Here is a 24,785-nt window from a genome sequence, read left to right on the forward strand (position 1 = left end):
TCAGCCTTTTTTCTCATAGCCAACGCCATGAAAAGAGAACTTTAACTCCTTTGGTTGGCCAGCCTCTTTGGTAACTTGTTGATTGCCTGTTATCGAGTTCTTATACCTGCCATATAACCCTGTGCTGTTGATTTCACCCACCTTGATGCTGCCCTTGTCGTCTCGAGTAAAAGGTGCGGAGAAACTACCGCCAGTAGGAGCAACTTGCGAGCTGCGATTTATTTTTGCGCCGTACTGCTCGACAAACCCCGTATCTCTACCGGATAACGCAATCTTCTGATCGACATGAATATCTTTGACATGTCGCTTGGGCCCGGGCCTATGAGGATCCGTGACATCCTGAATAAACCCTTTCAGTTTTTGAGGGTTTTCAGGATCCACTTCCACTGTAAGGTTATATTTATTCCCAAACTTGAAATCTACCAGTGTGCTGTTGCTGGCACCCTTTCCCCCATCAAACTCGGGGCGACCTTGTGGTGCTTTGAAATGCGAGCCATATCCAGAAAAAACAATCAGAGCCTTGCCATCCTCACGTGGCTGCATTCCGATATAGCCGCGCCCCAGACGCTTACCTTCTACGGTATTAACGCCGAACATCATCGCGTAATAAATCCCCGCATCTTTGCCACTCTTTCTTTGAAGACCTTCGTCGATACTCATTGGAAACGTGATATTGCTCAAACCAGGTACAGGCGCAGAAAGTGAATAATTCACGCCATACAGACCATTGGGCGAGGTAGCCTCTTTCTTGATTTCAAGCTTTGGATCGCTGACCTTATCAAGCCTCGAAGTTTCGGTAATATCCACAGACGAAACTGGCACTGTTGCAAGGATTTTTTTTGAGCGAATCACCTCGGACCTCGAAGCAATATCGCGCTCCGTCAGCTGCAAACTACTTTCATCACGCCTGTCACTTCCTCGTCCTACCATCGAACTGACTGACGATAGTGTAGAAGGATAGACAACAGACGCAGATATTACTTGCGGAAAACCCAGTGAATAATGAGTACTCATAGTCGCTACAGACTCTTTCTGGAAAGCAATCAATAGATGTCACATCATTCGAGGGTAGAGGCTGTACATCGAGGCGAGCAGTCAGAAAGGCCGCTTGGACGCGCGGACTTTTCCCAAAACCAATAAGACCTGCAACCTGGCCGTCACCGTTGATAACTCGCCAGCTCACCCAGTGGCCTTCTGCTCTGGCCAAGCGGCATGTACTTGCGCGGAACATTTCATGCCTTAGCGCACGACAAAAAAAATCCCCGAACCAGTCGGGGATTTTTTATGTGCGATCAATCAGCCCAAGGGCGGATCAATCTTCGCGGTAGCGACGCAGCTTCAATTGCTTGCCGGCAACGCGGGTATCTTTCAGCTTGGTCAGCAGTTTTTCCAGACCGTCTTCCGGCAGCTCCACCAGGGAGAAGCTGTCACGGACCTGGATGCGACCGATGGCTTCACGTGCCAAGCCACCCTCGTTGAGGATAGCGCCCAGCAGGTTCTTGGCAGCGATACCATCACGTGCGCCCAGCGCGGTACGGCAACGGGCACGGCCTTCAGCCAATGGAACCGGAGCGCGACGCTCACGGTCACCACGGTCCGGACGGTCGCCGGTACGTTCTGGACGATCACCGCGTGGCGCGTTGTTCGGCACCAGTGGGCGCTCTTTCTCGATGGCTGCCAGGGTCAGGGCCTGACCGTTGGTAGCCTTGCGCAGCAGGGCTGCAGCCAGGGCACGTGGGGTGCAACCGATATCGGCGGTCAGGCGGTCCAGCAGGTCGCCGTGGGTCGATTCAGCGTCAGCCACCAGCGGCGACAGACTGTTGGTCAGTTTCTTGATGCGGGCATCGAGAACGGCCTGGGCATCCGGCAGGCGTACTTCGGCAACTTTCTGACCGGTTACACGCTCGATCACTTGCAGCATGCGGCGCTCACGTGGCGTCACCAGCAGCAGTGCACGACCTTCGCGACCGGCACGGCCGGTACGGCCGATACGGTGAACGTAGGATTCCGGATCGTAAGGCATATCAACGTTGAACACGTGGGTGATACGCGGAACGTCGAGACCACGAGCCGCTACGTCGGTCGCCACAACGATGTCCAGACGGCCATCCTTGAGGGAGTCGATCACGCGCTCACGTTGGTTCTGGGCGATGTCACCGTTCAGCGCAGCGGCTTTGTAGCCTTTGGCTTCCAGGGCACTGGCCAGGTCCAGGGTCGCTTGCTTGGTACGCACGAACATGATCAGGGCGTCGAAGTCTTCGACTTCCAGCAGGCTCAATACAGCCGAGGTCTTCTGGTCAGCGTGAACCAACAGGTGAGCCTGTTCGATCGCGGTAACGGTCTGAGTCTTGGTCTGGATCTTCACGTGTTGCGGATCGCGCAGATGGCGTTCGGCAATGGCACGGATCGACTGTGGCAGGGTAGCCGAGAACAGGACGGTCTGACGGGTCGGTGGCAGTGCCTTGAAGATGACTTCCAGGTCATCCATGAAGCCCAGCTTCAACATTTCGTCGGCTTCGTCCAGAACCAGGTGGTTCACGGTCGACAGGACTTTTTCGTCGCGACGCAGGTGGTCGCACAGACGGCCCGGGGTGGCCACGACGATCTGGGCGCCATTACGGATGGCTTTCAGTTGCGGGCCCATCGGCGCGCCGCCGTAGACGGCAACAACGGTAACGCCTGGCATTTGCTTGGCGTAGGTTTCAAAAGCGGTTGCTACTTGCAGCGCCAACTCACGCGTTGGCGCCAGGATCAGGGCTTGCGGCTCGCGCTTGGCAGGATCGATGCAGTGCAGGATAGGCAGGGCGAACGCGGCGGTTTTACCGGTACCGGTTTGCGCCTGGCCAATCATGTCCTGGCCGGCCATGATGATCGGGATCGATTGCTGCTGAATCGCCGAAGGTTCTTCGTAGCCGGTCGCGATGACGGCAGCGAGAATGTTCGGGTTAAGATTAAAAGCGGCGAAGCCGCCGGTTTCCTGGGTCATGGGTCTGCCTCTAAGTGCATCCGCAAAGACCCATGCTCCAAAGCTGCGCATGCCGTGTTGAGACTCAAGAGTCGCCCTGGCTGCTTTGTCGGCGGGGATTTGCGAAAACGAATGAATGAAAAAGATTCGTCAAGGGAGAGTCCGCTGTGCGGACGTGCAGCCGAAGCTGACTTCGGGGAATTGCGCTACCTAAACGCGGCCCGGTTAAAGGCCGGCGCGCACTATACCGGAAATACCTGAAAAAGGGAGCTTTTTTTATCGCCAGGCGCCGATAAACCGCGCTGCATCACAGTCTTTGCAGATAAGCGCGGCAGGGTCTATTTTTCAAAGGCCCGGCCCTGTTGGTCATGACGCTTAAACGGTTCACCTTGCATCGAGACCCTTTGGTCTGAAACCCTGACATTGCGCCCGAGGGAACACCCGATGAATCAAGCCAGCAGCAGCCGCGTCAGCCGTGAACTCCAGGGCCATGTCCTGCTGTTGGGCCTGGATCGGGTCGCCAAGCGCAACGCCTTTGACCTGGACTTGCTCAATGAGCTGAGCCTGGCTTATGGCGAATTTGATCGAAATGACGAAGCACGGGTGGCCGTAGTATTTGCCCACGGCGACCACTTCACCGCGGGCCTGGACCTGGCCAATGTCAGCGCCGTAATGGCTGGAGGCTGGCAACCGCCCCTGGGCGGTTGCGATCCCTGGGGCGTTTTCGCCGGCCCCAGGGTCAGCAAACCGGTGATCGTCGCGGCCCAGGGCTACTGCCTGACCATCGGTATCGAGTTGATGCTCGCGGCGGATATCAACCTGTGCGCAAGCAATACCCGCTTTGCGCAGATGGAAGTGCAACGTGGGATTTTTCCGTTTGGAGGCGCGACATTGCGCTTTCATCAGATCGCCGGCTGGGGCAACGCCATGCGCTGGCTGCTCACCGGCGATGAGTTCGACGCCCACGAAGCCCTGCGCCTGGGCCTGGTGCAGGAAGTCATGGCCAGTGAAGACCTGCTGCCCCGTGCCATCGAACTCGCCAGCCGCATCGCGCGCCAGGCGCCGCTTGGCGTCCAGGCCACCTTGATGTCGGCCCGCCTGGCACACATGGAAGGCGAAACCGTTGCCGCCGCCGCGCTGCCGCCAATGGTGGATAAATTGCTGAACAGCGAGGATGCCAAGGAAGGCGTGCGGGCGATGGTCGAGAAGCGGCCGGGGGTGTTCAAGGGCATTTGAGTTGGCAGCACCGACGCCATCGGGGGCAAGCCCCCTCCCACATTTGGAACTCATTTCAAATGTGGGAGGGGCGGTGTGACGATTCGACTTGCCTTCGATGGCGTCGGCACAGGCGCCTACGTCGCCGGACGAATCGCCTTGATCAACGGCTGCAACGAATAACCCAGACGCGGCGCCAACAGCTCAGCCCGAGCAGAAAGCGCCTCCAGATCCAGCGCCTGGTCCAGCTCCGAAGGCACCAACAGGATCACATTGCCCTCCTTCACCGGCAGTTCCCAATAATGCCGGTGGTACAAACCACGCAGCAGCGCCGCGCCCAAGGGTTTGCCATCATCGGTCGCCCACTGGTTGATCACCAGCCAACCGCCGGGGTTGAGTTTCTTCTGGCAGTTTTCCAGGAAGGTCCAGGCCAGGTGTCCGACGCCGGGACCGACATCCGTGTAGAGGTCGACGAAAATCAGGTCCGCCGATTCAGCGCTCTCCAACAATTCCAAGGCGTCGCCGATGCGGATATACAGGCGCGGATCATCATCCAGCCCCAGGTATTCGATGGCCAGGCGCGGCACATCGGGGCGCAGCTCGATGGCTTCGACATCCTCCAGCGGCAGGAACTTGAGGCAGGCCTGGGTCAAGGTGCCAGCTCCCAGGCCGAGGAACAGTGCGCTCTCCGGCTGCTCATGGCACAACGCGCCGATCAGCATCGCGCGGGTGTAGTCGTACTCCAGCCAGCTCGGGTCAGCGGTGAACACGCAGCTTTGCTCGATGGCGTCGCCAAACTCGAGAAACCGGTAATCGGCCACCTCGAGCACACGAATCATGCCGAAATCATCATGGACCTCGGCCAGCAGGCGCTCGACACGCTCCTCGCTCATCACTACTCCTAAAGGGTCTACCCCACGGCAAAGGCGCGATTGTCGGCCAACCGGCGGCAACAGGTCACGCACTAATTGCTGATAACATTGGCGCCCGACCGTCAACCACCCAATCGAGTTCATGATGAGCCAACCCTGGAGCCCCGACAGCTGGCGCGCCCTGCCAATCCAGCAACAACCCCAGTACCCGGACGCTGCCCACTTGTTGCAAGTGGAGCAGAGCCTGGCCAGCTATCCGCCGCTGGTGTTTGCCGGGGAAGCCCGCGAGTTGCGCCGTCAGTTTGCCGAGGTGACCCAGGGTCGCGCGTTCCTGCTGCAAGGTGGCGACTGCGCCGAGAGCTTTGCCGAGTTCTCCGCCGCAAAAATCCGCGACACCTTCAAGGTGCTTCTGCAGATGGCCATCGTGATGACCTTCGCTGCCGGCTGCCCGGTGGTGAAAGTCGGGCGCATGGCCGGCCAGTTCGCCAAGCCGCGCTCGGCCAACGATGAGACCCTCGACGGCATCACCCTGCCCGCCTACCGTGGCGACATCGTCAACGGCATCGGTTTCGACGAAAAAAGCCGCGTGCCGGACCCGGACCGCCTGCTGCAGTCCTACCACCAGTCCACCGCCACCCTCAACCTGCTGCGCGCCTTTGCCCAGGGCGGTTTTGCCGACCTGCACCAGGTGCACAAGTGGAACCTGGACTTTATCGCCAACTCCGCCCTGGCCGAGAAATACAGCCAGTTGGCCGACCGCATCGACGAAACCCTGGCCTTCATGCGCGCCTGCGGCATGGACAGCTCGCCGCAGTTGCGCGAAACCAGCTTCTTCACCGCCCATGAAGCGCTGCTGCTCAACTACGAACAAGCCTTCGTGCGCCGCGACAGCCTGACCAACGACTACTACGACTGCTCGGCCCACATGCTGTGGATCGGCGACCGCACCCGTCAGTTGGATGGCGCCCATGTCGAATTCCTGCGCGGGGTGAACAACCCGATCGGCGTCAAGGTCGGGCCGAGCATGAACCCGGACGACCTGATCCGTCTGATCGACATCCTCAACCCCGACAACGACCCCGGCCGTCTCAACCTGATCGCGCGCATGGGCGCAGGCAAAGTCGGCGACCACCTGCCCAAGCTGATTCGCGCGGTGCAGCGCGAAGGCAAGCAGGTGCTGTGGAGCTCCGATCCGATGCACGGCAACACCATCAAGGCCAGCAGCGGCTACAAGACCCGCGACTTTGCGCAGATCCTCGGCGAGGTCAAGGAGTTCTTCCAGGTACACCAGGCCGAGGGCACCTATGCCGGCGGGATTCATATCGAGATGACCGGGCAGAACGTCACCGAGTGCATCGGCGGCGCGCGGCCAATTACCGAAGATGGCTTGTCGGACCGCTACCACACCCACTGCGACCCACGGATGAACGCCGATCAGTCGCTGGAGTTGGCGTTCCTGATTGCCGAGACGTTGAAGCAGGTCAAACGCTAGCAGACGTTTGGAAAATAGGGCTTGTAGTGGCAAGCCCGCTCGCCACGAAAGTACCTTCCTCCTACACGTGCAGCATGGCTAACCGCAACCGGTCGGCACTCGGCCGCTGGCAATTGAGCTGCACCTGTTCCAGACCCAGCCAGTCGGCCATTTGCCGCAGGTTCAGGGCCAGCGCCTGCATCCCCTCATCATCCAGCCCCGGCTCCTCTTCGTGCACCCCATGCACGGCCAGGCGCCCGTTGGCGCGTTCGGCCCGCAGGTCGATACGTGCAGCGATGCGCTCGTTGTGCAAAAACGGCAGCACGTAGTAGCCGTACACCCGTTTGTGTTGCGGGGTGTAGATCTCCAGGCGGTAGCGGAAATCGAACAGGCGCTCGGTGCGGCTACGCTCCCAGACCAGCGAGTCGAAGGGCGACAGCAGTGCGCTGGCCGACACCTTGCGTGGCACTTTGGGCTCGGGCAGGCAGTATGCTGCCTGCTTCCAGCCTTGCACCTGGCACACCTGCAATTGCCCGTCCTCGACCAACTCCGCCAGGCGACTGCGACTGTCGGCGGGGTCAAGGCGGAAGTAGTCGCGCAGGTCTTTTTCGGTGCCTACACCCAGGGCGATGGCGCTGTGCAGCAACAGGCCACGCTGGGCCTCGGCCTCGGTCAATGGCGTCTGCTGGAGGATGTCAGCCGGGATGACGCGCTCGGGCAAGTCATACAGCCTCTCGAAACCACGCCTGCCGGCAACGGTCACCAGGCCGGCGGCGAACAGCCACTCCAGCGCGTGCTTTTCATCGCTCCAGTCCCACCAGGGTCCGGCTCGCTCTTCGCGGGTAGACAAACTGCCCGCGCCCAGCGCGCCCTGCTGTTCGACAGTCTGCAAAACGCGCTGGATCTTGGCCTGTTGCTCACGACCGAAGCGCGCCATCTGCGAATAAATGCCCCGTCCCTGCTGCGCCCGCTCCATACGCCAACGCATCAAGGGATACAACGCCATCGGCAGCAACGAGGCCTCGTGCCCCCAGTACTCGAACAGCGAACGCCGCCGGCCCTGGCTCCAGGCCGCCTGTTCAAGCATCAACGGCGAGTAACCGCCCAGGCGGGAAAACAGCGGCAAGTAATGAGAGCGCACCAGCGCATTGACCGAGTCAATCTGCAACACGCCCAAGCGCTCGATCACGCGGTTGATGTGCACAGCTTTTATCAGTACGGGCGCCTGGCGCCCGGAAAATCCCTGGGCCGCCAGCGCCATGCGCCGAGCTTGCTTGAGGGAAAAAGACAGGTCGGCGGCCATGAGGTTCTCCATGTGGGCTCGCCAACCACCCTACTGCATCCGGGGTCATTTTCGCAGCGGGTCTTGCCAGAAATGCAGATGGCGATCCTGCTCAACGTCGCCGCGATTGAGCCCGATGTCCTTGAGCGCATCATCGCTCAAGCTGGCCAGGACCTGACGCTCCCCATGCAGCGCCTGCCAACGGGCAATCCTGTGAAACAGCCCGGAAAACGGACGTTTTGCCATCAACACAAAGCCTCTTTGACCTTTCATCTTCTCGCCCTCCAATGGGGATGACGCGAGTGTGAGCCTGGCCTTATGATCAATCCAACGAATGTTTCTTATGCAATACATCTCGGAGATTGATCAATTGTCCGACTACCCGAGCATCGACACTGAAGTGCTGCGCACCTTCGTCGCCATCGCCGACCAGGGCGGTTTCACCCGCGCCGGTGAACGGGTCAACCGCACCCAATCGGCGGTGAGCATGCAGATGAAGCGCCTGGAAGAAGACGTGCTGCAGCGCAAACTGTTCGAGCGCGATGGCCGGCAAGTGCGGCTTACCCCCGAGGGCCAAGTGCTGCTGGGCTACGCGCGGCGCATCCTGAAATTGCACAGCGAAGTGTTCAACACCCTGCGCGAGCCGCATATGGTGGGGCTGGTACGCATCGGTACACCGGATGACTACGTGATGCGCTTCCTGCCGGGGATTCTCCAGCGGTTTTCCAAGGCATACCCGCTGATCCAGATTGAGATGCACTGCGAGGCGTCCACGGTGCTGATGCAGCGCCGGGACCTGGCCCTGACCGTGATCAGCCGAGAGCCCGGGAATGATGTCGGGGAACTGTTGCGTTCCGAACGCATGGTATGGGCCGCAGCACCGTGCTTTTGCGTAGACGAGCACGACGCCCTGCCCCTCGCGATTTCCGGTGCTGACTGCCTTTACACCCAGTGGGCCCTGGGGGCACTGGATTCTGTCGAGCGCAGTTATCGCCTCGCCTATCACAGCACCAATGGGGCGGCGATCCAGGCAGTCGTCAGCGCAGGCTTGGCGGCCATGGTCAGCATGGAAAGCCTGGTGACTGCAGACCTGCGCATACTCGGCAGCGAGGAAGGGTTACCGCCCTTGCCGTCAATGAACCTGCGTTTGCTGCGTAACCCCCTGATGGCCTCACCGATCACCGATTGCCTGGCCGAGTACATCCTCGAAGGCTTCAGACTTTAAAGGTCAGCATGACCGCACACAGCACCAGGAAGCCGCAGAACAGGCCGCGCAACAGCCTTTCCGGCAGGGCGTGGGCGACTTTCACGCCCCAACTGATACTGAGCAGGCCACCGACGGCCAGGGGGATGCCGATCAGCCAGTCCACTTCGTGGTGCCAGGCATAGGTGACCAGGGTCACCCCGGTACTGGGCAGGGCCAAGGCCAGGGACAAGCCCTGGGCGACCACCTGGGTGGTGCCGAACACACTGGTGAGTACCGGCGTGGCCACCACCGCGCCACCCACCCCAAACAAACCGCCCATGGAACCGGACGCCGCGCCCAATACGCCAAGCCAGGGCCAGGAATAACGCATGTGTGCCGTCGGCGGTGCATTGCGTGTGAACATGCGCAGCAGGTTGTAAGCCGAGAGTGTCAGCAGGAACACGATAAAGCCGATGCGCATGGCGCCTGCGTCCAGCCCCACGGCCCAGATCGAGCCGAGCCAGGCAAAGCTGAAGCCCATGATGCCCAACGGCAGGGCGTGGCGCAGTTCGATGCGATTGCGCTGGTGGTAACGCCACAGGGCCAGCATCACGTTCGGCACCACCATCACCAGCGCCGTGCCTTGGGCAAGTTGTTGGTCCAGGCCGAACCATACGCCGAGTACCGGGATCGCAATCAGCCCACCGCCAATACCAAACAGGCCACCCACCGTGCCGAGGGCCACGCCCAATACCAGATACACCGCTAAATCCAACACCGCTCGCTACTCCACATTCCCAGGCCCTGCATGCTACGCAGTCGACCCTGGCGCGGAAACGCACAGCAACGCACAATGGCTATGCCAATCTCGCATAAGCGCGCATCGATGAATCCCAACACACTGACCGATCAACTGAGCCTGTTTCTCGATGTACTGGAAACCGGCAGCTTTTCCGCCGCAGCCCGTCGCCATCCGCTGACGCCCTCGGCGGTGGCGCGGCGCATCGACAGCCTGGAAAGCTCCGTGGGCAGCCGCCTGTTCCAGCGCAGCACTCACGCGGTGGTGCCGACCCCGGCGGGCCTGGCCTTCGCCGAGCGGGCACGACGGATTGTCAGCGAGCTGCAACTGGCGCGGGCGGAAGCGGTCTCCTTGAGCCATGCACCCGAGGGCTTGATCCGCGTGGACGCACCGGCAGCGTTTGGGCGACGGCATCTGGCGCCCGTGATCGCCGACTTCCTGAATGTATACCCGGGGCTGGATGTGCACCTGCATCTGATCGACAGCTTTGTCGATATGCAGGGCGCGCACTTGGGCAAGGTCGACTTGGTGCTGCGCGCCGGGCATATCGTCGATACCCGGCTGATCGCCACGCCCCTGGCCAGTATCGTGCGCATCGCCTGCGCCAGTCCGGCCTACCTGAAAAGCCGTGGCACCCCGGCCCACCCTCACGAATTGAGCGAGCATGACGGCCTGGACTGGGACGGCCTGGCGCCGATGTTCGCGTGGCGCTTCGAGTTGGACGGGCGACGTGCAACGCATCGCCCGCGGCGCATCCGCATGAGCGCCAACAACGCTGAAGCGCTGTTATCGGGGGCTCTCGCCGGGCTGGGGATCGCCCACCTCCCCACCTGGCTGGCCAGTGAGTACCTGGTGCGCGGCGAGTTACTGCCACTGTTTTGCCAAGACGGCCTGCCCAACCCGGAGACCACCGGGATCTATGCACTGCGCCTGGAACAGCAGCCCAATGCGCGCAGCCGGTTGCTGCTGGAATATCTCAAGTCCCGATTCAGCCCCGTGCCGCCTTGGGATCTGGCACTGCAAAGCGGACTGGTCTGACCACCCGGACAGAATTATCTGGCGCATTAAAGATTTGCCCGCTAGATTCCAGGCAGACACGCTTTTTTGAGGCACCACCATGAGCAAAAATCCCGCCCCGTGCGAATCCCTGTTGCTGGACAACCAACTGTGTTTCGCCCTGCACTCCACGTCGCTGCTGATGACCAAGGTCTACAAACCGCTGCTGCAAGCCCTCGGCCTGACGTACCCGCAGTATCTGGCCATGATGGTGCTGTGGGAAGAAGATGGTTTGACCGTCGGTGAAATCAGCAACCGCCTGCTGACCGACCCGGGCTCCCTGACACCACTTCTCAAGCGCCTGGAAGCCGAAGGCCTGCTCAGCCGCACCCGCAGCCGTGAAGATGAGCGCGTGGTGGTGGTGGAACTGACCGACGCTGGGCGTGCCTTGCAGGAGAAGGCCATGGGTATTCCACAGTGCATTCTCGGCGCCAGCGGTTTGGAGCTGGACCAATTACGCACGCTGCAGGCTGACTTGCTTGCGTTGCGGGGCAACCTGCAGAACGCGATCTGAACACGGCAAAACACTCAACATGTGGAAGGGGGCTTGCTCCCGATGACGGTTTATCAGTCGACGAATCTTTTGACTGAAACACCGCTATCGGGAGCAAGCCCCCACATTGTTTTGCAGCGACTGAAAAATATTTACACATTTATCTTGCGCACTAAACATTAGCGCTATACATTTGCCTCACCAACTACTTAGCGCGCAAAATTTTAGCGCTAAAAACCAAGAGGACGACACCATGCAAACGCTCTATACCGCAGTAGCCACCGCCACCGGCGGCCGTGATGGTCGCGCTGTTTCCAGCGACAATATCCTCGACGTCAAACTCTCCACCCCCAAGGAATTGGGCGGCGCCGGCGGCCAGGCCACCAACCCGGAACAACTTTTTGCCGCCGGTTACTCGGCCTGCTTTATCGGCGCCCTGAAATTCGTCGCCAGCCAGACCAAACGCAAAATCCCGGATGATGCCTCGATCACTGCCCACGTCGGCATCGGCCAGATCCCTGGCGGTTTCGGCCTGGATATCGACCTGCACGTCAGCCTGCCAGGCCTGGCCGAGGACGATGCGCAAAGCCTGGTCGACGCCGCGCACCAAGTCTGCCCGTACTCCAACGCCACCCGTGGCAACGTCGATGTGCGCCTGCACGTAACCGTCTAACCACTGCCGCTGTCACTGGAGAAGAACATGAACACATTTGCCAACGTGCTGACCGGCAGCCTGCTCGCCCTGTCCGTCACTCACGTGTTTGCCGCCAATGGCGACGTTGAACACAGTACCCAGGCCTTTCTGGATGTGTTGAACGCCGGCACCGGCAAACCGATGGAACAACTGATGCCCACGCAAGCCCGTGCCGTGCTGACGGGTGCCCAGGCCGGTGTGAAGTTGACCCTGCCCAAGGCGGACGTGAGCCAGAAGACCATTCAGGTCGATGGCCAGCCGCTGGACCTGACCATCGTGCGGCCAGCCGGGGTCAAGGGCACATTGCCGGTGTTCATGTTCTTCCACGGCGGCGGCTGGGTGTTGGGGGATTACCCGACCCACGAGCGCCTGGTGCGCGATCTGGTGGTGGGTTCGGGGGCCGTGGCGATCTTCGTCAACTACACGCCTTCACCGGAAGCCCGCTATCCGGTGGCGATCAACCAGGCCTACGGCGCAACCAAGTGGGTCGCCGAGCATGGCAAGGACATCAACGTCGACGGCAAACGCCTGGCAGTCGCGGGTAATAGTGTCGGCGGCAATATGGCAGCCGTCGTCAGCCTGATGGCCAAGGACAAGGGCACACCTGCGATCAAGTTCCAGCTGCTGTTATGGCCGGTGACCGATGCCAACTTCGAGACGGCGTCCTACAACCAGTACGCCGAAGGGCACTTCCTCACCAGGAACATGATGAAGTGGTTCTGGGACAACTACACCACCGACGCCAATCAGCGGGCCGAGATCTACGCCTCGCCGCTGCGGGCGACCGCGGATCAGCTCAAGGGCTTGCCGCCCGCGCTGATTCAGACCGCCGGTGCCGACGTGTTGCGGGACGAAGGCGAAGCCTATGCGCGCAAGCTGGACCAGGCCGGGGTTCCCGTGACGGCCGTGCGCTATAACGGCATGATCCACGACTACGGCTTGCTCAATGTGGTCAGCCAGGTACCAGCGGTGCGTTCGGCCTTGCTGCAGGCATCCGACGAGCTGAAGCAGCACCTGAAGTAAAAAGCAGCGCCCACGAAAAAGCCCGACGCTAGGTCGGGCTTTTTCGTATCGGCGGGGGCCAGAATTACTTCTTGGCGCGACCTTTGTACGAACCACCTTCGCGGGTGTCGATCTCGATCAGGTCGTCGATTTCGATGAAATCGGCAACTTGCAGTTCGGTACCGTTGCTCAGCTTGGCAGGCTTCATCACTTTGCCCGAAGTGTCACCGCGAGCGGAACCTTCGGTGTAGGCAACCTTACGCACGATAGTGGTCGGCAGCTCTACGGAAACCAGGCGCTCTTCGAAGAAAATAGCTTCGCAGACGTCTTCCATGCCTTCTTCGATGAACGGCAGAACGGCTTCGATATCTTCAGCGTTCAGCTCGTACATGGTGTAGTCGGTGGTGTCCATGAACGTGTAGGTGTCGCCGCTGATGAAGGACAGGGTCGCTTCCTTGCGGTCGAGGATCACGTCGTCCAGTTTGTCATCGGCGCTGTAGACGATCTCGGTCTTGTAACCGGTCAGCAGGTTCTTCAGCTTGGTCTTCATGATTGCGCTGTTACGACCAGACTTGGTGAACTCAGCTTTCTGAACCAGCCAAGGGTCGTTTTCGAGACGGATCACTGTACCGGGTTTCAGTTCTTTACCAGTTTTCATTGCGTATATCCGAAATTTGGATGGGATTACAAAAATCAAGGTCGCGTATCATATCCAACTTTCATAAAACTGTACCAGCGCCGTCGCAAGATCGGCCTGCAAGCCTTGTTCCAGACACCACGTCTGCGCGTGCTGACTTAACTCAGGCCAGTGCGCCAGCAGCATTTTCCACGTTTGTGTCATATCGCCATCAGTGTTCCAGGCTTGCCAGAGTTCGACCAGGGCAGCCTTCGCGGCCGGTGACAGGGCGGCGGTGTACAGGTCCAGGAAGGCGTCGAGCTTGTCCAGGTGGATGTCTTCGTCCTGACGATAGATGTGCCAGAGCAGCGGCCGCCCGGCCCATTGGGCGCGCACGAACGAGTCTTCGCCGCGCACGGCGTTGAAGTCGCAACACCACAGCAGGCGGTCATATTGCTCCTGGCGCACAAACGGCAGCACCTGCACAGTCAGGGCGTTGCGTTGATGGACGTCCCCCACCGCCAGGCTTTCGACACCGAGCCAATGCTGCACATCACCGAGGATGCGCCCTTCCGGCACCAAGAGATGAGTGGCGTGCCCGTCGGTCGAGAGTGCATCCAGCCAACTGGCCAGCCCGGCGTTTTCGTAGGCGAACAACGAGATCAGCCGCGCACCCGGTGCCGGAAACACACCCAGTCCTTGCAGGAATTGCCGCTGTGCAGCGGCATCCTGCTGAAACGCCTGACGCTGTTCCAGCAACCCGGCCTCGCGTAACAGCCCGCCTGTACCGGGTCGGAAGCCTGGGAAAAAGAAGTACTTCTGCACGCCCTTGAACTTCACCGACGGCAACCGATGACACCCCACTACCCAGTCTTCGGCACTGAGGTAATCCAGGTTCATCCACAACGGCGTACGTTCACGCACGGCCATGGCTTCCATGTAGTCGGGCGGCAACTGGCAGGCGAAGGCGGCGATCACCACATCGGCTGCCGGTGCGCTCGACCACACGGCCGGCCAATGCCGCACATCGACACCCTCTTGCCATTGCTGGTCCAGGCGCACATCAATCTCGGGGCACATACGCTCGAAGGCGCGCAGGTCGTCGACCCACAAGCGCACCTCGCACCCCTGCTCCGCCACCAATTGCCGGGCCAGGCGCCAGGTCACGCCGATGTCGCCATAGTTATCGACGACGCTGCAAAAAATATCCCAGCGGGCTTTCATTCCGGGCTCCAACGCTCAAAGGCTCGATTGTCCGCATAAATGCGCCGATGCAGAAGGCTTGATCGCGATTATTCTGCACAGTGGCTGTGCGACAATCGCCGCCATGCCGTTAATGCCTGCCAGGAGGCCATCATGTCCGATCGCTCGTTGTCGCTGCCCAAACTCACGCTCGCCATTGCCCTGGGGCTGTGGCTGGGATTTATCGCCATTGCGCTGACCAGTTGGCTGGCGTCGCGCTATCTGTTCCCGCAAAGCCTGGCGCCTGTAGCCCAGGCCGTTGAGCAACTGGGCAAACCTGCGGCGGTTGCACCGGAGCCGCCGAACCGTATGTTCGAGCAGTACCAACAGAACCTGCAGAAGCAGGAACAACAGCAGGCCCTGGACCAGGCCCGCAATAACGCACGCAACCTGTCCAACCCCAAATGCCAGTTCTGGCTGCAGCAGGACCAGAACGCACCGAATGAAAAGACCCGGGCCAATGTCCTGCAATTCTGCGATTGATGACCATGAATAAACACGCTGTTCACCAGCTGATCCTGGAAAAACTCACCGTCGACCTCGACATCGCCCAGCGCGCCGCGCAGACCGCCTACGAAACCGCGACCCACGAAGAAAATATCGCCGAAAACAAATACGACACCCTCGGGCTGGAGGCGTCTTACCTGGCGGCCGGGCAAGCCAGGCGCGTCGAGGAAATCAAGCAGGCGCTGGCGCTGTGCCAGAACCTGCCACTGTGTGCGTACGATGATCAACGTGGCATAGAAGTCGGCACATTGCTGGGCCTGGAAGACGAAAACGGCCGCCAACAGTGGCTGTTCCTGGCACCGGATGCGGCGGGTTTGAAGGTGGATGTGGTCGGGCAACCGGTGACCGTCATCACCCCACGCTCGCCCTTGGGCAAAAGCCTGCTGGGCAAGTTCGAAGGTGATGAGGTGGAGATTCTGGTGGCAGGCGCCCGGCAACACTTTACGGTTACCGAGGCCAAATAACCCCTTAATGGACGGGCAATTCCACGCCGTCGAACAGCTCTTCCAGTTCCTGCTTGTTGTGGCACTGGATTGCCTTGGCCATGACTTCGCGGGTCAGGTGCGGGGCGAACTTCTCGATGAAGTCGCACATGAAGCCCCGCAGGAAGGTGCCACGGCGGAAGCCGATCTTGGTCACACTGGACTCGAACAGCTCGCTGGCATCCAGCACCACCAGGTCTTTATCGAGGTTGGTATCGACCGCCATCTTGGCGACGATGCCCACGCCCAGGCCCAGGCGCACATAGGTCTTGATGACGTCGGCGTCGGCGGCGGTGAACACCACTTTCGGCGTCAGGCCACGATGGCTGAAGGCTTCGTCGAGCTTGGAGCGGCCGGTGAAACCGAAGACGTAGGTGACGATCGGGTACTCGGCCAGGGCTTCCAGGGTCAGCTTCGGCAACTTGGCCAATGGGTGCCCCTGGGGCACGACGACGCAACGGTTCCAGCGGTAGCACGGCATCATCACCAGGTCACCGAACAGCTCCAGGGCTTCGGTGGCGATGGCGAAATCGACGGTGCCGTCGGCGGCCATCTCAGCGATCTGCATCGGCGAGCCTTGATGCATGTGCAGCGCCACATCCGGGTATTGCTTGATGAAATCGCGGATCACCGGCGGCAATGCGTAACGCGCCTGGGTGTGGGTCGTGGCAATCGACAAGGTGCCTTTCTTCTCGTTGGAGAATTCCTGGGCGATCTGCTTGATACTCTCGACTTTGCGCAGGATCTCGCCGGCGGTGGTGATGATGCGTTCACCGGCCGGGGTGACACGGGTGAGGTGCTTGCCGCTGCGCGCGAACACTTCGACGCCCAGCTCGTCTTCGAGCAGGCGGATCTGCTTGCTGATACCGGGTTGGGAGGTGTAAAGGCTTTGAGCGGTAGCGGAAACGTTGAGGTCGTGGTGCGCCACTTCCCAGATGTAGCGCAGTTGTTGAAGCTTCATATGTGTCCCTCAAAGCAGATAGACGCCACGGGTATCAGCGACGGTATATAACTATATTAAAGGTTTGACGGATAAATCTAGAACTTTTTATCGTTTCTTACCCATCACACGTCATCACTGCGTCGACGCTGTAACGCAGGCACCAGGTAAACCGGCACGCTAGACAACTGCAGCACCCGTGCAGCGGTGCGCCCAAGCGGTGTGGCGGCCGCCGTGGCATGGCTGTGGCTGCCGACGATCAACAGGTCGACGGACAATTTGCGCAACTGCTCGAGTATCACTTCGCAGGGGTCACCCTGAATCACCCGTACCGAGCGAATCAGTTCCAGGTCCTGGCCCTCGTCTCCCAATTCTTCGCGAAAACTGTCCAGCACCCGTTGCTCGATGGTCGCCATGACAGTACTCAGCCCCTGGCTCTGCCATTCACTCAAGGCCTTCTCATCAAGGTAGCTCTGCAACACCGATTCGGCGAACAACCCGATGGGCTCGACCACATGAATCACATCCAGGTCAGCCTTGAACGTTCGCGCCAGCGCCAGTGCATGTTGCATCACATACGGCGCGTACAGACCAAGGTCCGTGGCGTACAGCATCGAACGAATCATAAAACCTCCCGGACGGCCAGGATGGAGGAGATTGAATGAGCTTAGCAGCGCGCCTAGGTCTCGGCCTGAATCCTCACCTCGTTACTGATGCCATGGGGCACATGCCCGGTGGCCACCACCTCCCTGGCTTTCTCGCAGTGACCGGCCTGGTCATCGAAAAACACATCCGCGGCAAACGCCTCCAGGAAGGCGGACTTTTCCAGGCCGCCGAGAAACAGTGACTCGTCCAGGCGGATGTCCCACTCACGCAAGGTCCGAATCACCCGCTCGTGGGAAGGCGCCGAACGGGCGGTGACCAAGGCTGTGCGGATCGGACAGGCCTCGTCAGGAAACTCGCGTTGCAACAAGTTGAGTGCCGCCAGGAAACCCTTGAACGGGCCTCCGTGCAAAGGCTGGCGTGCCGACTCGCGCTCGCTGGCCTGGAACGCCTCCAGCCCACCGGCCTGGTACACGCGCTCCGACTCATCAGAGAACAGCACCGCGTCACCGTCAAAGGCGATCCGCAGCTCTTCGCTGGACGCCCGGCGCGGACCGCCCGACAGAATCGTCGCGGCGGCAAAGCCGGCATCGAGGGCGCTACGTACATCTTCAGCATGGGTGGAAAGAAACAGATGACAGCCAAACGCCGCCAAATAAGGATAAGGACTACGCCCACCGACAAAGGCTGCGCGGGAAATATCCAGGCCGTAATGCTGGATGGAATTGAACACGCGCAAGCCGGTGTCGGCACTGTTGCGCGACACCAGCACCACCTCGACCCGAGCACGCCCCAGGCTCGCATTGAGGCTCAGCAGCTTCTTGACCAGCGGAAAGGCGTCACCGGGCTCGAGGATCTCTTCCTCGTGTTCGATCTGGTATTTACGGTAGGCCTCCACCCCTTTGGCCAGGTAGACCTTGTGGCTGTCGCTCAGGTCGAACAGCGCCCGCGAGGAAATCGCCAGCACCAGTTTGTCGCCCAATCCCTTTGCCATGGTACGTCCCCCGAATCAGCGGTTATGCCGATCAATAAAGCTCAAGGCCTGGTACAGCGCCTGCATTCGTGGCAATTCGCAACCTGCGGCCTTGGCGGCAGCAAGCGGTCGCCCATAGATCGCCGCCAGTTCCAGCGGGCGTTTATGTATATGGTCGTGGTACATGCTGGGCAGGTAATCGTCCATGGTTTCCGTCATGGCGAACATCTGTTCGGCGTAACTGGCGGGGATTTCATGGCCGCAGGCATGGGCGCCCTGCACCACTTCGGCCATCAACGCCTGGATCAACTCGCGGCTGGATTCGTCCGCCATCATTGCCGTGGTACCCGTTCCCAACAGTACGGAGAGGCCATTGTAAGGCACGTTCCACACCAGCTTGTGCCAGCGGGCCTGATGCACATTGGCCATGGCCTGGGACTCGATGCCGGCCTTATGAAACAACGCGGCACCGGCTTCGACAATAGCCTTCTGGCGGGCCTCATCGTTGGCGGCCGTGCCGCTGTGGTAGCCCAGGTTGACCCGGCCCAACGCCTGATGCTCGACGACGCCAGGCGCGGAGCGGTGTACGCCGATGTAGCACAGCCCGCCCAGTAGATGCAGGGATGGCGGTAGGTGTTCACGCAGACTGTCTTCGACATCCAGGCCGTTTTGCAGCAACACCACCTTGGCGTCCGGCGCCGCGACCTGGGCGAGGGTCGGGGCCAGCTCGACATTGCCGGTGGACTTGGTGCCCACCAGCAACCAGTCGCACGCCGGCATGTCGGCGGCACGGGCGTAGGCTTGCACCGGGTGCAGGTGCAGGTTGCCATGCACACTGCTATTGACGCGCAGGCCGTGCTCGCTGACCGCTGCATATTCGCTGCGCAGCAGGAAGTGCACGTCGAAGCCAGCACGTGCCAGCATCACGCCATAGAAGCCACCAATGGCGCCGGTGCCGATAATGCCGATACGTGGCGACTGTACTGTCATGGCAGTTCCTCCGGAGTGCGGCTAAGTGCTTGGTCAATGGTTTCGGTCAGGTCAGAAAGCGTAAGACGTGTCTGTATTTGCCCGAGGAACTGACCCTCGCACACCACGAACAACGCCGGCAAATGAAAGATCTGGTAGCGTTCGACCGCACCGCCGTTGTGCCCGGCATCCACCCAACACACGCGGTCCACCGGCAAGCGCCAGCCCGGCAACTGCTGGCGCGCCCAACGGCAACTGGAACACCCCACGCTGGTGAACACCACCAGCGAAATACCTGGCAATCCCAGCAATTGCTGGTCAATATCCAGGTCGGTCAATTCCAGTTCCTTCACTATACTGCTGCCACCGCCGTCAACTGGACGGTGCTCGGAGTCCGTGTACATGGGTCGTTTTTTACCTCACCCTGATGATGTCGCTGTCGAGTTAATCCAACGCCCCTCTCCCGCCATCCCCCGCCAACGCCTGCACACTATCGGACTGGGCGGCGTTGCCTGCAATTGGCCCCGCGCATGGCGCCAGGGCACGGCCGTTGACCTGCACATTCCCTCCCTGGGCGCCACGGCCCGCTATCCGGGGTATGTGGCGTGGTGTCGCAAGGTGGAAAACGGCTACCGCGTGGGCATTTCGTTTACCGATGAACATGCGTTGTTCGGGGCGCGAATGGGTGAGCAAGCATGCCGGATAGAGCGCTACTGCCGCCAGCACGAAGATGCCGAGCCGACCCCGCAGCAACTCGAAGCCCTGGCCCGTGAGTGGGTGGCGCGCCATGCCGGCGAGTTCGCCCACGAGACGTTTGTGCGGCCAGCGCTGGATTAAAGCGGGCTTTGCCCATTGTCGCGGGCCCGTGTTACGCGCTAAGGTTCCTCCCCCCTGCATTCAAATCATGCTGTGCCCGCCGCACGGGGATGGCTGGCGGCCGGCACCCGTGACCCTGGCGAGTAACACGATGGCTGATTTACCGATCAATGACCTAAACGTCGAATCCAACGAGACCCTGATCACACCCGATCAGCTCAAGCGCGAAATCCCTCTGAGCGACGCTGCCCTGCAGACCGTCACCAAAGGCCGCGAAGTCATCCGTGACATTCTCGATGGCACCGACCACCGCCTCTTCGTCGTGATCGGGCCTTGCTCGATCCACGACCTCAAGGCTGCCCACGAATACGCCGAGCGCCTCAAAGCGCTGGCGGCGGAAGTGTCCGACACCTTGTACCTGGTGATGCGCGTGTATTTCGAGAAGCCGCGTACCACCGTGGGCTGGAAAGGCTTGATCAACGACCCGTACCTGGACGACTCGTTCAAGATCCAGGACGGCTTGCACATCGGTCGCAAGTTGCTGCTGGACCTGGCCGAAATGGGCCTGCCCACCGCCACCGAAGCCCTCGACCCGATCTCCCCGCAGTACCTGCAGGACCTGATCAGCTGGTCGGCCATCGGCGCGCGCACCACCGAGTCGCAGACCCACCGCGAAATGGCATCCGGCTTGTCTTCGGCCGTAGGCTTCAAGAACGGCACCGACGGCGGCCTGACCGTGGCGATCAACGCGCTGCAATCGGTCTCCAGCCCTCACCGTTTCCTGGGTATCAACCAGGAAGGCGGCGTCTCCATCGTCACCACCAAGGGCAATGCCTACGGTCACGTGGTGTTGCGCGGCGGCAATGGCAAGCCCAACTATGATTCGGTCAGCGTTGCGCTCTGCGAGCAGGCGCTGAACAAGGCCAGGATCAAGCCGAACATCATGGTCGACTGCAGCCACGCCAACTCCAACAAGGACCCGGCCCTGCAGCCGCTGGTAATGGAAAACGTCGCCAACCAGATCCTCGAAGGCAACCAGTCGATTATCGGCCTGATGGTCGAGAGCCACCTGAACTGGGGCTGCCAGGCGATTCCAAAGGACCTGGCCGACTTGCAGTACGGCGTGTCGATCACCGATGCCTGCATTGACTGGTCCGCCACCGAGAACACCCTGCGCAGCATGCACGCCAAGCTCAAGGACGTATTGCCGAAACGCAAACGCAGCTGAACCTGTATCTGAAGTGTGCGCACACAAAAACGCCGGGCTGAGCCCGGCGTTTTTCATGCTGCGTTTTATGTTGTGCGTTATAGCTTCGCGGCATGGCGCTGGTGGCGCTCCATGTAGCGTTCGACATAGGAACACGACGGGATCACCGTGTAGCCTTGTTCTTCGGCAAACTTCAACGCTTCCTCGGTCAACGCGGCAGCAATGCCACGGCCGCGCAGTGCGTTGGGCACGAAGGTCCGATAGATGTCCAGGGTCTGCTTCCCGAGGTCCATATAGGTCAGATAGGCACGATGACCGTCCACACTGGTCTCGAACTGATGACCAGCCTGGTCATGGTGGATGGACAACGCCTCGCTCATCACTACTCCTCGCGGGTCTTGGATTCTGACCCCTACCTTACCGATGTTTTTCCGGCGAAGGAACATCTACGCCACCCCGTGCCGGTTTCGACAACGAGAAAACCTTGAGCGCTCACAACCAGCACGTAGGGAATAGTAGGCACCAATCCTGTAATTGCTCAAGGCGTACCCGTCATCCCTGCCGCTGGCGGATATAGAAAGGGCCTCGATCAACCGGTGATCGAAGGCCTGAACATTGCCGGCAGTTGAACCTTGAGACGAACAGACGCTCTTAAAGTCACCTCTACATGCACAAAAGATGCGGGGCGTGGTAAAGGCCAGCCAAACGAAAGTGTCAGCTTCGATATATAAAATTTCATCTATTTACAAGGCTTAACACATGCGGGCCGGCCCTCTCAGCCTGGATCCAATCTCCGTCAGACTGCAAAAAACTGTACGGTTTTTATACGAATGTCCAAAAGATTAGCCAAAATAGATTCGGCACAAGAATTTTTTTTGCTTCTTGCGCTACGTCAGTTTACTTACTACAAGTAATGGGTAGTATGTACGCCGGCTATTAGCTCACTCTGAGAAAGTAGCCATTTAATAGAAAGTCCTTGAAGGGGAACACGATGAACAACGTTCTGAAATTCTCTGCTCTGGCTCTGGCCGCAGTTCTGGCTACCGGTTGCAGCAGCGTCTCCAAAGAAACCGAAGCTCGTCTGACTGCAACTGAAGACGCAGCAGCTCGCTCCCAGGCCCGTGCAGACGAAGCCTATCGTAAAGCTGATGAAGCTCTGGCTGCTGCTCAAAAAGCACAACAGACTGCTGACGAAGCTAACGAGCGCGCTCTGCGTATGCTTGAAAAAGCTAGCCGCAAGTAATAATCCCTCGGGATTGTTATCAAGCCGATCCATTCTTGGGTCGGCTTTTTTATTGCCTGCGATTCGAACCAGAACCCCGCGCAATAAAAAGCCCGCCGCAGCGCAAGGCCGTGGCGGGCTCAGGAACGGGCCATTCGCTTATTGCTGCAGGTCGATCGGCGCGCTGGACGCTATCGGTGCAGCACCTGGACCTGGCACACCGATCTCGGTGGGCAGGCCATCTTCGGCCGCGACCACATCACGCACCTGATCCCAGTTCACCCGCAGGTTATTGGCCAGATCTTCACGCTTGAGCAAGGCGTTGATCACTGCCGTGTGCTTGTCGACCACCGACGGCGTGCCATCGTCGTTCAAGGGTGTATGCGCCTCGAGGTAGACCTTGCCGCCGCTGCTGCCGAACTTGTAGGCATCGTTGATGATACGCACCGACGTCCCCACCGGGACCATGCCGGCCATTTCCAGCACGTTGTTGTTGAACATGCGGAAGCAACCGTGGCTGGTACGGGTGCCGATGCCGAACTTCATGTTGGAACCGTGGATGAGATACCCCGGCGTCCCCAGGGTGAACTTGAACGGCCCCAGGGGGTTGTCCGGGCCGGCCGGCACCACATTGGGCAGCGGGTCGCCGTTGGCGGCGTGCTCAGCCTTGATCGAGGCCGGCGGCGTCCAGGTCGGGTTCGGCGTCTTGGCGATGATGCTGGTGTGCGCAATGGGCGAGCCCCAGCCTTCACGGCCAATCCCAAGCGGGAAGGTGTAGACCACATCCTGCCCCTTGGGGAAGTAGTAGAGCCGATACTCCGCCAGGTTGATCACGATGCCTTCACGGGGGCCCGGCGGCAGGATGAAGCGTGTCGGCAGGACGATCTCGGTCCCCGCCCCCGGCAACCAGGCATCGACGCCCGGATTGGCCGCGACCATTTCCGAATAGCCCAGGTCGTAGGTGGTACCCAGGTCGGCAAAGGTGTCTTCGTACTTGGCCTTGATCACCTGGACCTGCCCGACGATGTCTTCGCCGGGTGGAGGCAGGGGCAACTGCAAGGCGGCGGCAGGACCGGCCGCACACAAGGCAGCAAGAGACAGGCAGCAGGTGACGACGGAAAGGCGCGACAACATCCGGAAAATCCTTCGCAGAACGACGGGTAGGTAAAAATCGATTGTATACGTGAAGCGGGCTTCTAGCTGCCCCCTACAACTCGAAACGCAACTCGGGCCAGATTGGCGGCGTGCCACGCTTCTGGGACTCGAGGATCGCCCGGCACAAAGGGCACAGGCGCTGGTCCTGGAAAATCGAACGGTCGACCAGGGACCAACGCGGCTGCGCCGGCAATAACGTACCGCACAAGGTGCGATCGATGGAGCCGCCCAGTTCCAATTGACGCGTCACCAGATGCACCCGCACTTCCTGGCAGGCGAACAGATCCAGCTGCTCGTCCGGCTCGATCAGTTGGTAGTTAAACAGGGACCAGGCAGGACGCGACATCGGGGGCTCCAGATCGGGGGGGCGCCACCTTAGCCGAAAGCCTGCCGGTAGAAAAGCGTCATAGCAGCGGTTTTAGCGTCGGCCAGACATTTTCCAGCAATTTGCCCTGGGCGCCGAGAGCCGGGTGAAGTTGATCAGCCTGCATCAGCTCCGGATGACCACCCACGCCTTCAAGGAAAAACGGTACCAGCGGGATGTTTTTTTCCTTGGCCAGCGTGCCAAAGACTTCGGCGAATGCCGTGGTGTATCGCGGACCATAATTGGGCGGCAACTGCATCCCCAATAACAGCACCTTGGCACCGCCGGCCTTGGACTGATCAATCATCGACGCAAGATTTTGTTTCAATTGCGCCGGTGGCTGCCCACGCAGGCCATCGTTACCGCCCAACTCGATCACCACCACGTCCGGCTTATGCTCTGCAAGCGCCGCCGGCAGGCGCGCCAGGCCTCCGGCACTGGTGTCGCCGCTGATGGAGGCATTGACCACTTTATCGTCGAAACCTTCCTTCTTGAGCCGTTGCTGCAGCAATGCAACCCACCCTTTGCTGGTATCCAGGCCGAAACCGGCACTGATACTATCGCCAACGATCAGGACTGTACCCGCCGCTGCGTTCTGGGCCATGCACATCAAGGCCAGGCCAGCACTCAAAAACCACATTCGCATCGGATTCT

Annotated in this window: 29 protein-coding genes; 12 read left to right on the forward strand and 17 right to left on the reverse strand. The window is 60.2% G+C overall.

All coding sequences use genetic code 11. From position 1 onward, the window contains the following. Together AC07OT_RS12095 and AC07OT_RS12100 are read right to left on the reverse strand one after the other, a co-directional pair. A complete protein-coding gene (locus tag AC07OT_RS12095; protein WP_495108157.1) occupies positions 1-1,014 on the reverse strand; it encodes a hypothetical protein in 1,014 nt (337 codons plus the stop codon). A gap of 298 nt (positions 1,015-1,312) precedes the next feature. Continuing rightward, positions 1,313-2,986, reverse strand: a complete 1,674-nt coding sequence (locus AC07OT_RS12100) for a DEAD/DEAH box helicase (RefSeq protein WP_027606997.1) — start codon at positions 2,984-2,986, stop codon at positions 1,313-1,315. 423 nt (positions 2,987-3,409) lie between these two features. Here AC07OT_RS12100 and AC07OT_RS12105 point away from each other — a divergent pair, with 423 nt between their 5' ends. Continuing rightward, on the forward strand, positions 3,410-4,201 hold the full coding sequence (locus AC07OT_RS12105; RefSeq protein ID WP_065924442.1) for a crotonase/enoyl-CoA hydratase family protein: 792 nt from the start codon (positions 3,410-3,412) through the stop codon (positions 4,199-4,201). 116 nt (positions 4,202-4,317) lie between these two features. On the opposite strand, the gene AC07OT_RS12110 is transcribed toward AC07OT_RS12105, so the two are convergent. Then, positions 4,318-5,073 (reverse strand): spermidine synthase, encoded by a 756-nt coding sequence (locus tag AC07OT_RS12110; RefSeq protein WP_495108158.1) that lies wholly within the window; start codon positions 5,071-5,073, stop codon positions 4,318-4,320. A 124-nt stretch (positions 5,074-5,197) separates the two neighbouring features. Between AC07OT_RS12110 and AC07OT_RS12115 the strand changes: the two genes are divergently transcribed. Beyond that, a complete protein-coding gene (locus tag AC07OT_RS12115; RefSeq protein ID WP_027606994.1) occupies positions 5,198-6,544 on the forward strand; it encodes a class II 3-deoxy-7-phosphoheptulonate synthase in 1,347 nt (448 codons plus the stop codon). 61 nt (positions 6,545-6,605) lie between these two features. Here AC07OT_RS12115 and AC07OT_RS12120 read toward each other — a convergent pair whose 3' ends face one another. Then, on the reverse strand, positions 6,606-7,826 hold the full coding sequence (locus tag AC07OT_RS12120; protein ID WP_141157120.1) for a winged helix-turn-helix domain-containing protein: 1,221 nt from the start codon (positions 7,824-7,826) through the stop codon (positions 6,606-6,608). 45 nt (positions 7,827-7,871) lie between these two features. Continuing rightward, positions 7,872-8,078: a DUF1127 domain-containing protein gene (locus AC07OT_RS12125; RefSeq protein ID WP_065924439.1), complete on the reverse strand. Its 207-nt coding sequence runs from the start codon at positions 8,076-8,078 to the stop codon at positions 7,872-7,874. 70 nt (positions 8,079-8,148) lie between these two features. Between AC07OT_RS12125 and AC07OT_RS12130 the strand changes: the two genes are divergently transcribed. After that, entirely contained in the window at positions 8,149-9,030 is an 882-nt protein-coding gene (locus AC07OT_RS12130) for a LysR family transcriptional regulator (RefSeq protein ID WP_043293698.1), read from the forward strand. Here AC07OT_RS12130 and AC07OT_RS12135 read toward each other — a convergent pair. Further along, on the reverse strand, positions 9,020-9,769 hold the full coding sequence (locus tag AC07OT_RS12135; RefSeq protein WP_027606990.1) for a sulfite exporter TauE/SafE family protein: 750 nt from the start codon (positions 9,767-9,769) through the stop codon (positions 9,020-9,022). The two genes, AC07OT_RS12130 and AC07OT_RS12135, sit on opposite strands and share 11 nt — an antisense overlap. 108 nt (positions 9,770-9,877) lie before the next feature. Here AC07OT_RS12135 and AC07OT_RS12140 point away from each other — a divergent pair, with 108 nt between their 5' ends. From AC07OT_RS12140 to AC07OT_RS12155, 4 genes are all read left to right on the forward strand, one after another. Next, positions 9,878-10,828 (forward strand): LysR family transcriptional regulator, encoded by a 951-nt coding sequence (locus tag AC07OT_RS12140; protein WP_115488072.1) that lies wholly within the window; start codon positions 9,878-9,880, stop codon positions 10,826-10,828. 79 nt (positions 10,829-10,907) lie between these two features. Next, positions 10,908-11,360: a MarR family winged helix-turn-helix transcriptional regulator gene (locus AC07OT_RS12145; protein WP_495108159.1), complete on the forward strand. Its 453-nt coding sequence runs from the start codon at positions 10,908-10,910 to the stop codon at positions 11,358-11,360. 232 nt (positions 11,361-11,592) lie between these two features. Then, positions 11,593-12,012, forward strand: coding sequence for an organic hydroperoxide resistance protein (locus AC07OT_RS12150; protein ID WP_027606987.1), 420 nt, complete (start codon positions 11,593-11,595; stop codon positions 12,010-12,012). A 27-nt stretch (positions 12,013-12,039) separates the two neighbouring features. Further along, positions 12,040-13,056: an alpha/beta hydrolase gene (locus AC07OT_RS12155; RefSeq protein ID WP_495108160.1), complete on the forward strand. Its 1,017-nt coding sequence runs from the start codon at positions 12,040-12,042 to the stop codon at positions 13,054-13,056. 64 nt (positions 13,057-13,120) lie between these two features. Here AC07OT_RS12155 and AC07OT_RS12160 read toward each other — a convergent pair whose 3' ends face one another. Both AC07OT_RS12160 and earP read right to left on the reverse strand, forming a co-directional pair. Further along, positions 13,121-13,693, reverse strand: coding sequence for an elongation factor P (locus AC07OT_RS12160; protein WP_003172723.1), 573 nt, complete (start codon positions 13,691-13,693; stop codon positions 13,121-13,123). 48 nt (positions 13,694-13,741) lie between these two features. Next, positions 13,742-14,875 carry an elongation factor P maturation arginine rhamnosyltransferase EarP gene (earP, locus tag AC07OT_RS12165; RefSeq protein ID WP_495108161.1) on the reverse strand — a complete coding sequence of 378 codons (1,134 nt, stop codon included), beginning with the start codon at positions 14,873-14,875 and terminating at the stop codon, positions 13,742-13,744. 132 nt (positions 14,876-15,007) lie between these two features. Here earP and AC07OT_RS12170 point away from each other — a divergent pair, with 132 nt between their 5' ends. Together AC07OT_RS12170 and AC07OT_RS12175 are read left to right on the forward strand one after the other, a co-directional pair. After that, entirely contained in the window at positions 15,008-15,376 is a 369-nt protein-coding gene (locus tag AC07OT_RS12170) for a hypothetical protein (protein ID WP_115488068.1), read from the forward strand. Positions 15,377-15,381: 5 nt separating this feature from the next. Continuing rightward, a complete protein-coding gene (locus tag AC07OT_RS12175) occupies positions 15,382-15,864 on the forward strand; it encodes a GreA/GreB family elongation factor (RefSeq protein ID WP_495108162.1) in 483 nt (160 codons plus the stop codon). Positions 15,865-15,868: 4 nt separating this feature from the next. On the opposite strand, the gene cysB is transcribed toward AC07OT_RS12175, so the two are convergent. The 5 genes from cysB to AC07OT_RS12200 all read right to left on the reverse strand — a co-directional run bounded on the left by cysB (position 15,869) and on the right by AC07OT_RS12200 (position 19,771). Beyond that, positions 15,869-16,843 (reverse strand): HTH-type transcriptional regulator CysB, encoded by a 975-nt coding sequence (cysB, locus tag AC07OT_RS12180; RefSeq protein ID WP_003189876.1) that lies wholly within the window; start codon positions 16,841-16,843, stop codon positions 15,869-15,871. Positions 16,844-16,947: 104 nt separating this feature from the next. Further along, positions 16,948-17,448 carry a universal stress protein gene (locus AC07OT_RS12185; protein WP_027606982.1) on the reverse strand — a complete coding sequence of 167 codons (501 nt, stop codon included), beginning with the start codon at positions 17,446-17,448 and terminating at the stop codon, positions 16,948-16,950. Between the two features lie 53 nt (positions 17,449-17,501). Beyond that, entirely contained in the window at positions 17,502-18,419 is a 918-nt protein-coding gene (locus AC07OT_RS12190) for a 5'-nucleotidase (protein WP_495108163.1), read from the reverse strand. A 15-nt stretch (positions 18,420-18,434) separates the two neighbouring features. Then, entirely contained in the window at positions 18,435-19,388 is a 954-nt protein-coding gene (locus AC07OT_RS12195; protein WP_115488066.1) for a putative 2-dehydropantoate 2-reductase, read from the reverse strand. Next, positions 19,385-19,771, reverse strand: coding sequence for a thioredoxin family protein (locus AC07OT_RS12200; RefSeq protein ID WP_027606979.1), 387 nt, complete (start codon positions 19,769-19,771; stop codon positions 19,385-19,387). The genes AC07OT_RS12195 and AC07OT_RS12200 overlap by 4 nt, the downstream gene beginning before the upstream one ends. On the opposite strand from AC07OT_RS12200, the gene AC07OT_RS12205 reads away from it, so the two are divergent. Together AC07OT_RS12205 and AC07OT_RS12210 are read left to right on the forward strand one after the other, a co-directional pair. After that, complete coding sequence (locus AC07OT_RS12205) at positions 19,770-20,204, forward strand: PilZ domain-containing protein (RefSeq protein WP_065924429.1); 435 nt, start codon at positions 19,770-19,772, stop codon at positions 20,202-20,204. The two genes, AC07OT_RS12200 and AC07OT_RS12205, sit on opposite strands and share 2 nt — an antisense overlap. Before the next feature lie 130 nt (positions 20,205-20,334). Beyond that, positions 20,335-21,411: a 3-deoxy-7-phosphoheptulonate synthase gene (locus AC07OT_RS12210; RefSeq protein ID WP_495108164.1), complete on the forward strand. Its 1,077-nt coding sequence runs from the start codon at positions 20,335-20,337 to the stop codon at positions 21,409-21,411. Between the two features lie 77 nt (positions 21,412-21,488). Here the strand turns inward: AC07OT_RS12210 and AC07OT_RS12215 are convergent, their stop codons facing one another. After that, entirely contained in the window at positions 21,489-21,770 is a 282-nt protein-coding gene (locus AC07OT_RS12215) for a GNAT family N-acetyltransferase (RefSeq protein ID WP_495108165.1), read from the reverse strand. A 611-nt stretch (positions 21,771-22,381) separates the two neighbouring features. On the opposite strand from AC07OT_RS12215, the gene oprI reads away from it, so the two are divergent. Then, positions 22,382-22,633 carry an outer membrane lipoprotei OprI gene (oprI, locus tag AC07OT_RS12220; protein WP_003172710.1) on the forward strand — a complete coding sequence of 84 codons (252 nt, stop codon included), beginning with the start codon at positions 22,382-22,384 and terminating at the stop codon, positions 22,631-22,633. Between the two features lie 138 nt (positions 22,634-22,771). Here the strand turns inward: oprI and AC07OT_RS12225 are convergent, their stop codons facing one another. The 3 genes from AC07OT_RS12225 to AC07OT_RS12235 form a co-directional block, all read right to left on the reverse strand. Further along, positions 22,772-23,746: a L,D-transpeptidase family protein gene (locus tag AC07OT_RS12225; protein WP_495108166.1), complete on the reverse strand. Its 975-nt coding sequence runs from the start codon at positions 23,744-23,746 to the stop codon at positions 22,772-22,774. 73 nt (positions 23,747-23,819) lie between these two features. After that, positions 23,820-24,113, reverse strand: coding sequence for a hypothetical protein (locus AC07OT_RS12230; protein WP_003172705.1), 294 nt, complete (start codon positions 24,111-24,113; stop codon positions 23,820-23,822). Positions 24,114-24,171: 58 nt separating this feature from the next. Then, entirely contained in the window at positions 24,172-24,777 is a 606-nt protein-coding gene (locus AC07OT_RS12235) for an arylesterase (protein ID WP_065939983.1), read from the reverse strand. Positions 24,778-24,785 lie beyond the last annotated feature (8 nt).

The organism is Pseudomonas sp. GW821-FHT09C10 (genome assembly GCF_059418085.1).

Excerpts from the sequence above, each read along its gene's own strand:
- AC07OT_RS12095 (WP_495108157.1), bottom strand. The coding sequence starts at position 1,014 with ATGAGTACTCATTATTCACTGGGTTTTCCGCAAGTAATATCTGCGTCT.
- AC07OT_RS12100 (WP_027606997.1), bottom strand. The coding sequence starts at position 2,986 with ATGACCCAGGAAACCGGCGGCTTCGCCGCTTTTAATCTTAACCCGAAC.
- AC07OT_RS12105 (WP_065924442.1), top strand. The coding sequence starts at position 3,410 with ATGAATCAAGCCAGCAGCAGCCGCGTCAGCCGTGAACTCCAGGGCCAT.
- AC07OT_RS12110 (WP_495108158.1), bottom strand. The coding sequence starts at position 5,073 with ATGAGCGAGGAGCGTGTCGAGCGCCTGCTGGCCGAGGTCCATGATGAT.
- AC07OT_RS12115 (WP_027606994.1), top strand. The coding sequence starts at position 5,198 with ATGAGCCAACCCTGGAGCCCCGACAGCTGGCGCGCCCTGCCAATCCAG.
- AC07OT_RS12120 (WP_141157120.1), bottom strand. The coding sequence starts at position 7,826 with ATGGCCGCCGACCTGTCTTTTTCCCTCAAGCAAGCTCGGCGCATGGCG.
- AC07OT_RS12125 (WP_065924439.1), bottom strand. The coding sequence starts at position 8,078 with ATGAAAGGTCAAAGAGGCTTTGTGTTGATGGCAAAACGTCCGTTTTCC.
- AC07OT_RS12130 (WP_043293698.1), top strand. The coding sequence starts at position 8,149 with ATGCAATACATCTCGGAGATTGATCAATTGTCCGACTACCCGAGCATC.
- AC07OT_RS12140 (WP_115488072.1), top strand. The coding sequence starts at position 9,878 with ATGAATCCCAACACACTGACCGATCAACTGAGCCTGTTTCTCGATGTA.
- AC07OT_RS12145 (WP_495108159.1), top strand. The coding sequence starts at position 10,908 with ATGAGCAAAAATCCCGCCCCGTGCGAATCCCTGTTGCTGGACAACCAA.
- AC07OT_RS12150 (WP_027606987.1), top strand. The coding sequence starts at position 11,593 with ATGCAAACGCTCTATACCGCAGTAGCCACCGCCACCGGCGGCCGTGAT.
- AC07OT_RS12155 (WP_495108160.1), top strand. The coding sequence starts at position 12,040 with ATGAACACATTTGCCAACGTGCTGACCGGCAGCCTGCTCGCCCTGTCC.
- AC07OT_RS12160 (WP_003172723.1), bottom strand. The coding sequence starts at position 13,693 with ATGAAAACTGGTAAAGAACTGAAACCCGGTACAGTGATCCGTCTCGAA.
- earP (WP_495108161.1), bottom strand. The coding sequence starts at position 14,875 with ATGAAAGCCCGCTGGGATATTTTTTGCAGCGTCGTCGATAACTATGGC.
- AC07OT_RS12170 (WP_115488068.1), top strand. The coding sequence starts at position 15,008 with ATGTCCGATCGCTCGTTGTCGCTGCCCAAACTCACGCTCGCCATTGCC.
- AC07OT_RS12175 (WP_495108162.1), top strand. The coding sequence starts at position 15,382 with ATGAATAAACACGCTGTTCACCAGCTGATCCTGGAAAAACTCACCGTC.
- cysB (WP_003189876.1), bottom strand. The coding sequence starts at position 16,843 with ATGAAGCTTCAACAACTGCGCTACATCTGGGAAGTGGCGCACCACGAC.
- AC07OT_RS12185 (WP_027606982.1), bottom strand. The coding sequence starts at position 17,448 with ATGATTCGTTCGATGCTGTACGCCACGGACCTTGGTCTGTACGCGCCG.
- AC07OT_RS12190 (WP_495108163.1), bottom strand. The coding sequence starts at position 18,419 with ATGGCAAAGGGATTGGGCGACAAACTGGTGCTGGCGATTTCCTCGCGG.
- AC07OT_RS12195 (WP_115488066.1), bottom strand. The coding sequence starts at position 19,388 with ATGACAGTACAGTCGCCACGTATCGGCATTATCGGCACCGGCGCCATT.
- AC07OT_RS12205 (WP_065924429.1), top strand. The coding sequence starts at position 19,770 with ATGGGTCGTTTTTTACCTCACCCTGATGATGTCGCTGTCGAGTTAATC.
- AC07OT_RS12200 (WP_027606979.1), bottom strand. The coding sequence starts at position 19,771 with ATGTACACGGACTCCGAGCACCGTCCAGTTGACGGCGGTGGCAGCAGT.
- AC07OT_RS12210 (WP_495108164.1), top strand. The coding sequence starts at position 20,335 with ATGGCTGATTTACCGATCAATGACCTAAACGTCGAATCCAACGAGACC.
- AC07OT_RS12215 (WP_495108165.1), bottom strand. The coding sequence starts at position 21,770 with ATGAGCGAGGCGTTGTCCATCCACCATGACCAGGCTGGTCATCAGTTC.
- oprI (WP_003172710.1), top strand. The coding sequence starts at position 22,382 with ATGAACAACGTTCTGAAATTCTCTGCTCTGGCTCTGGCCGCAGTTCTG.
- AC07OT_RS12225 (WP_495108166.1), bottom strand. The coding sequence starts at position 23,746 with ATGTTGTCGCGCCTTTCCGTCGTCACCTGCTGCCTGTCTCTTGCTGCC.
- AC07OT_RS12230 (WP_003172705.1), bottom strand. The coding sequence starts at position 24,113 with ATGTCGCGTCCTGCCTGGTCCCTGTTTAACTACCAACTGATCGAGCCG.
- AC07OT_RS12235 (WP_065939983.1), bottom strand. The coding sequence starts at position 24,777 with ATGCGAATGTGGTTTTTGAGTGCTGGCCTGGCCTTGATGTGCATGGCC.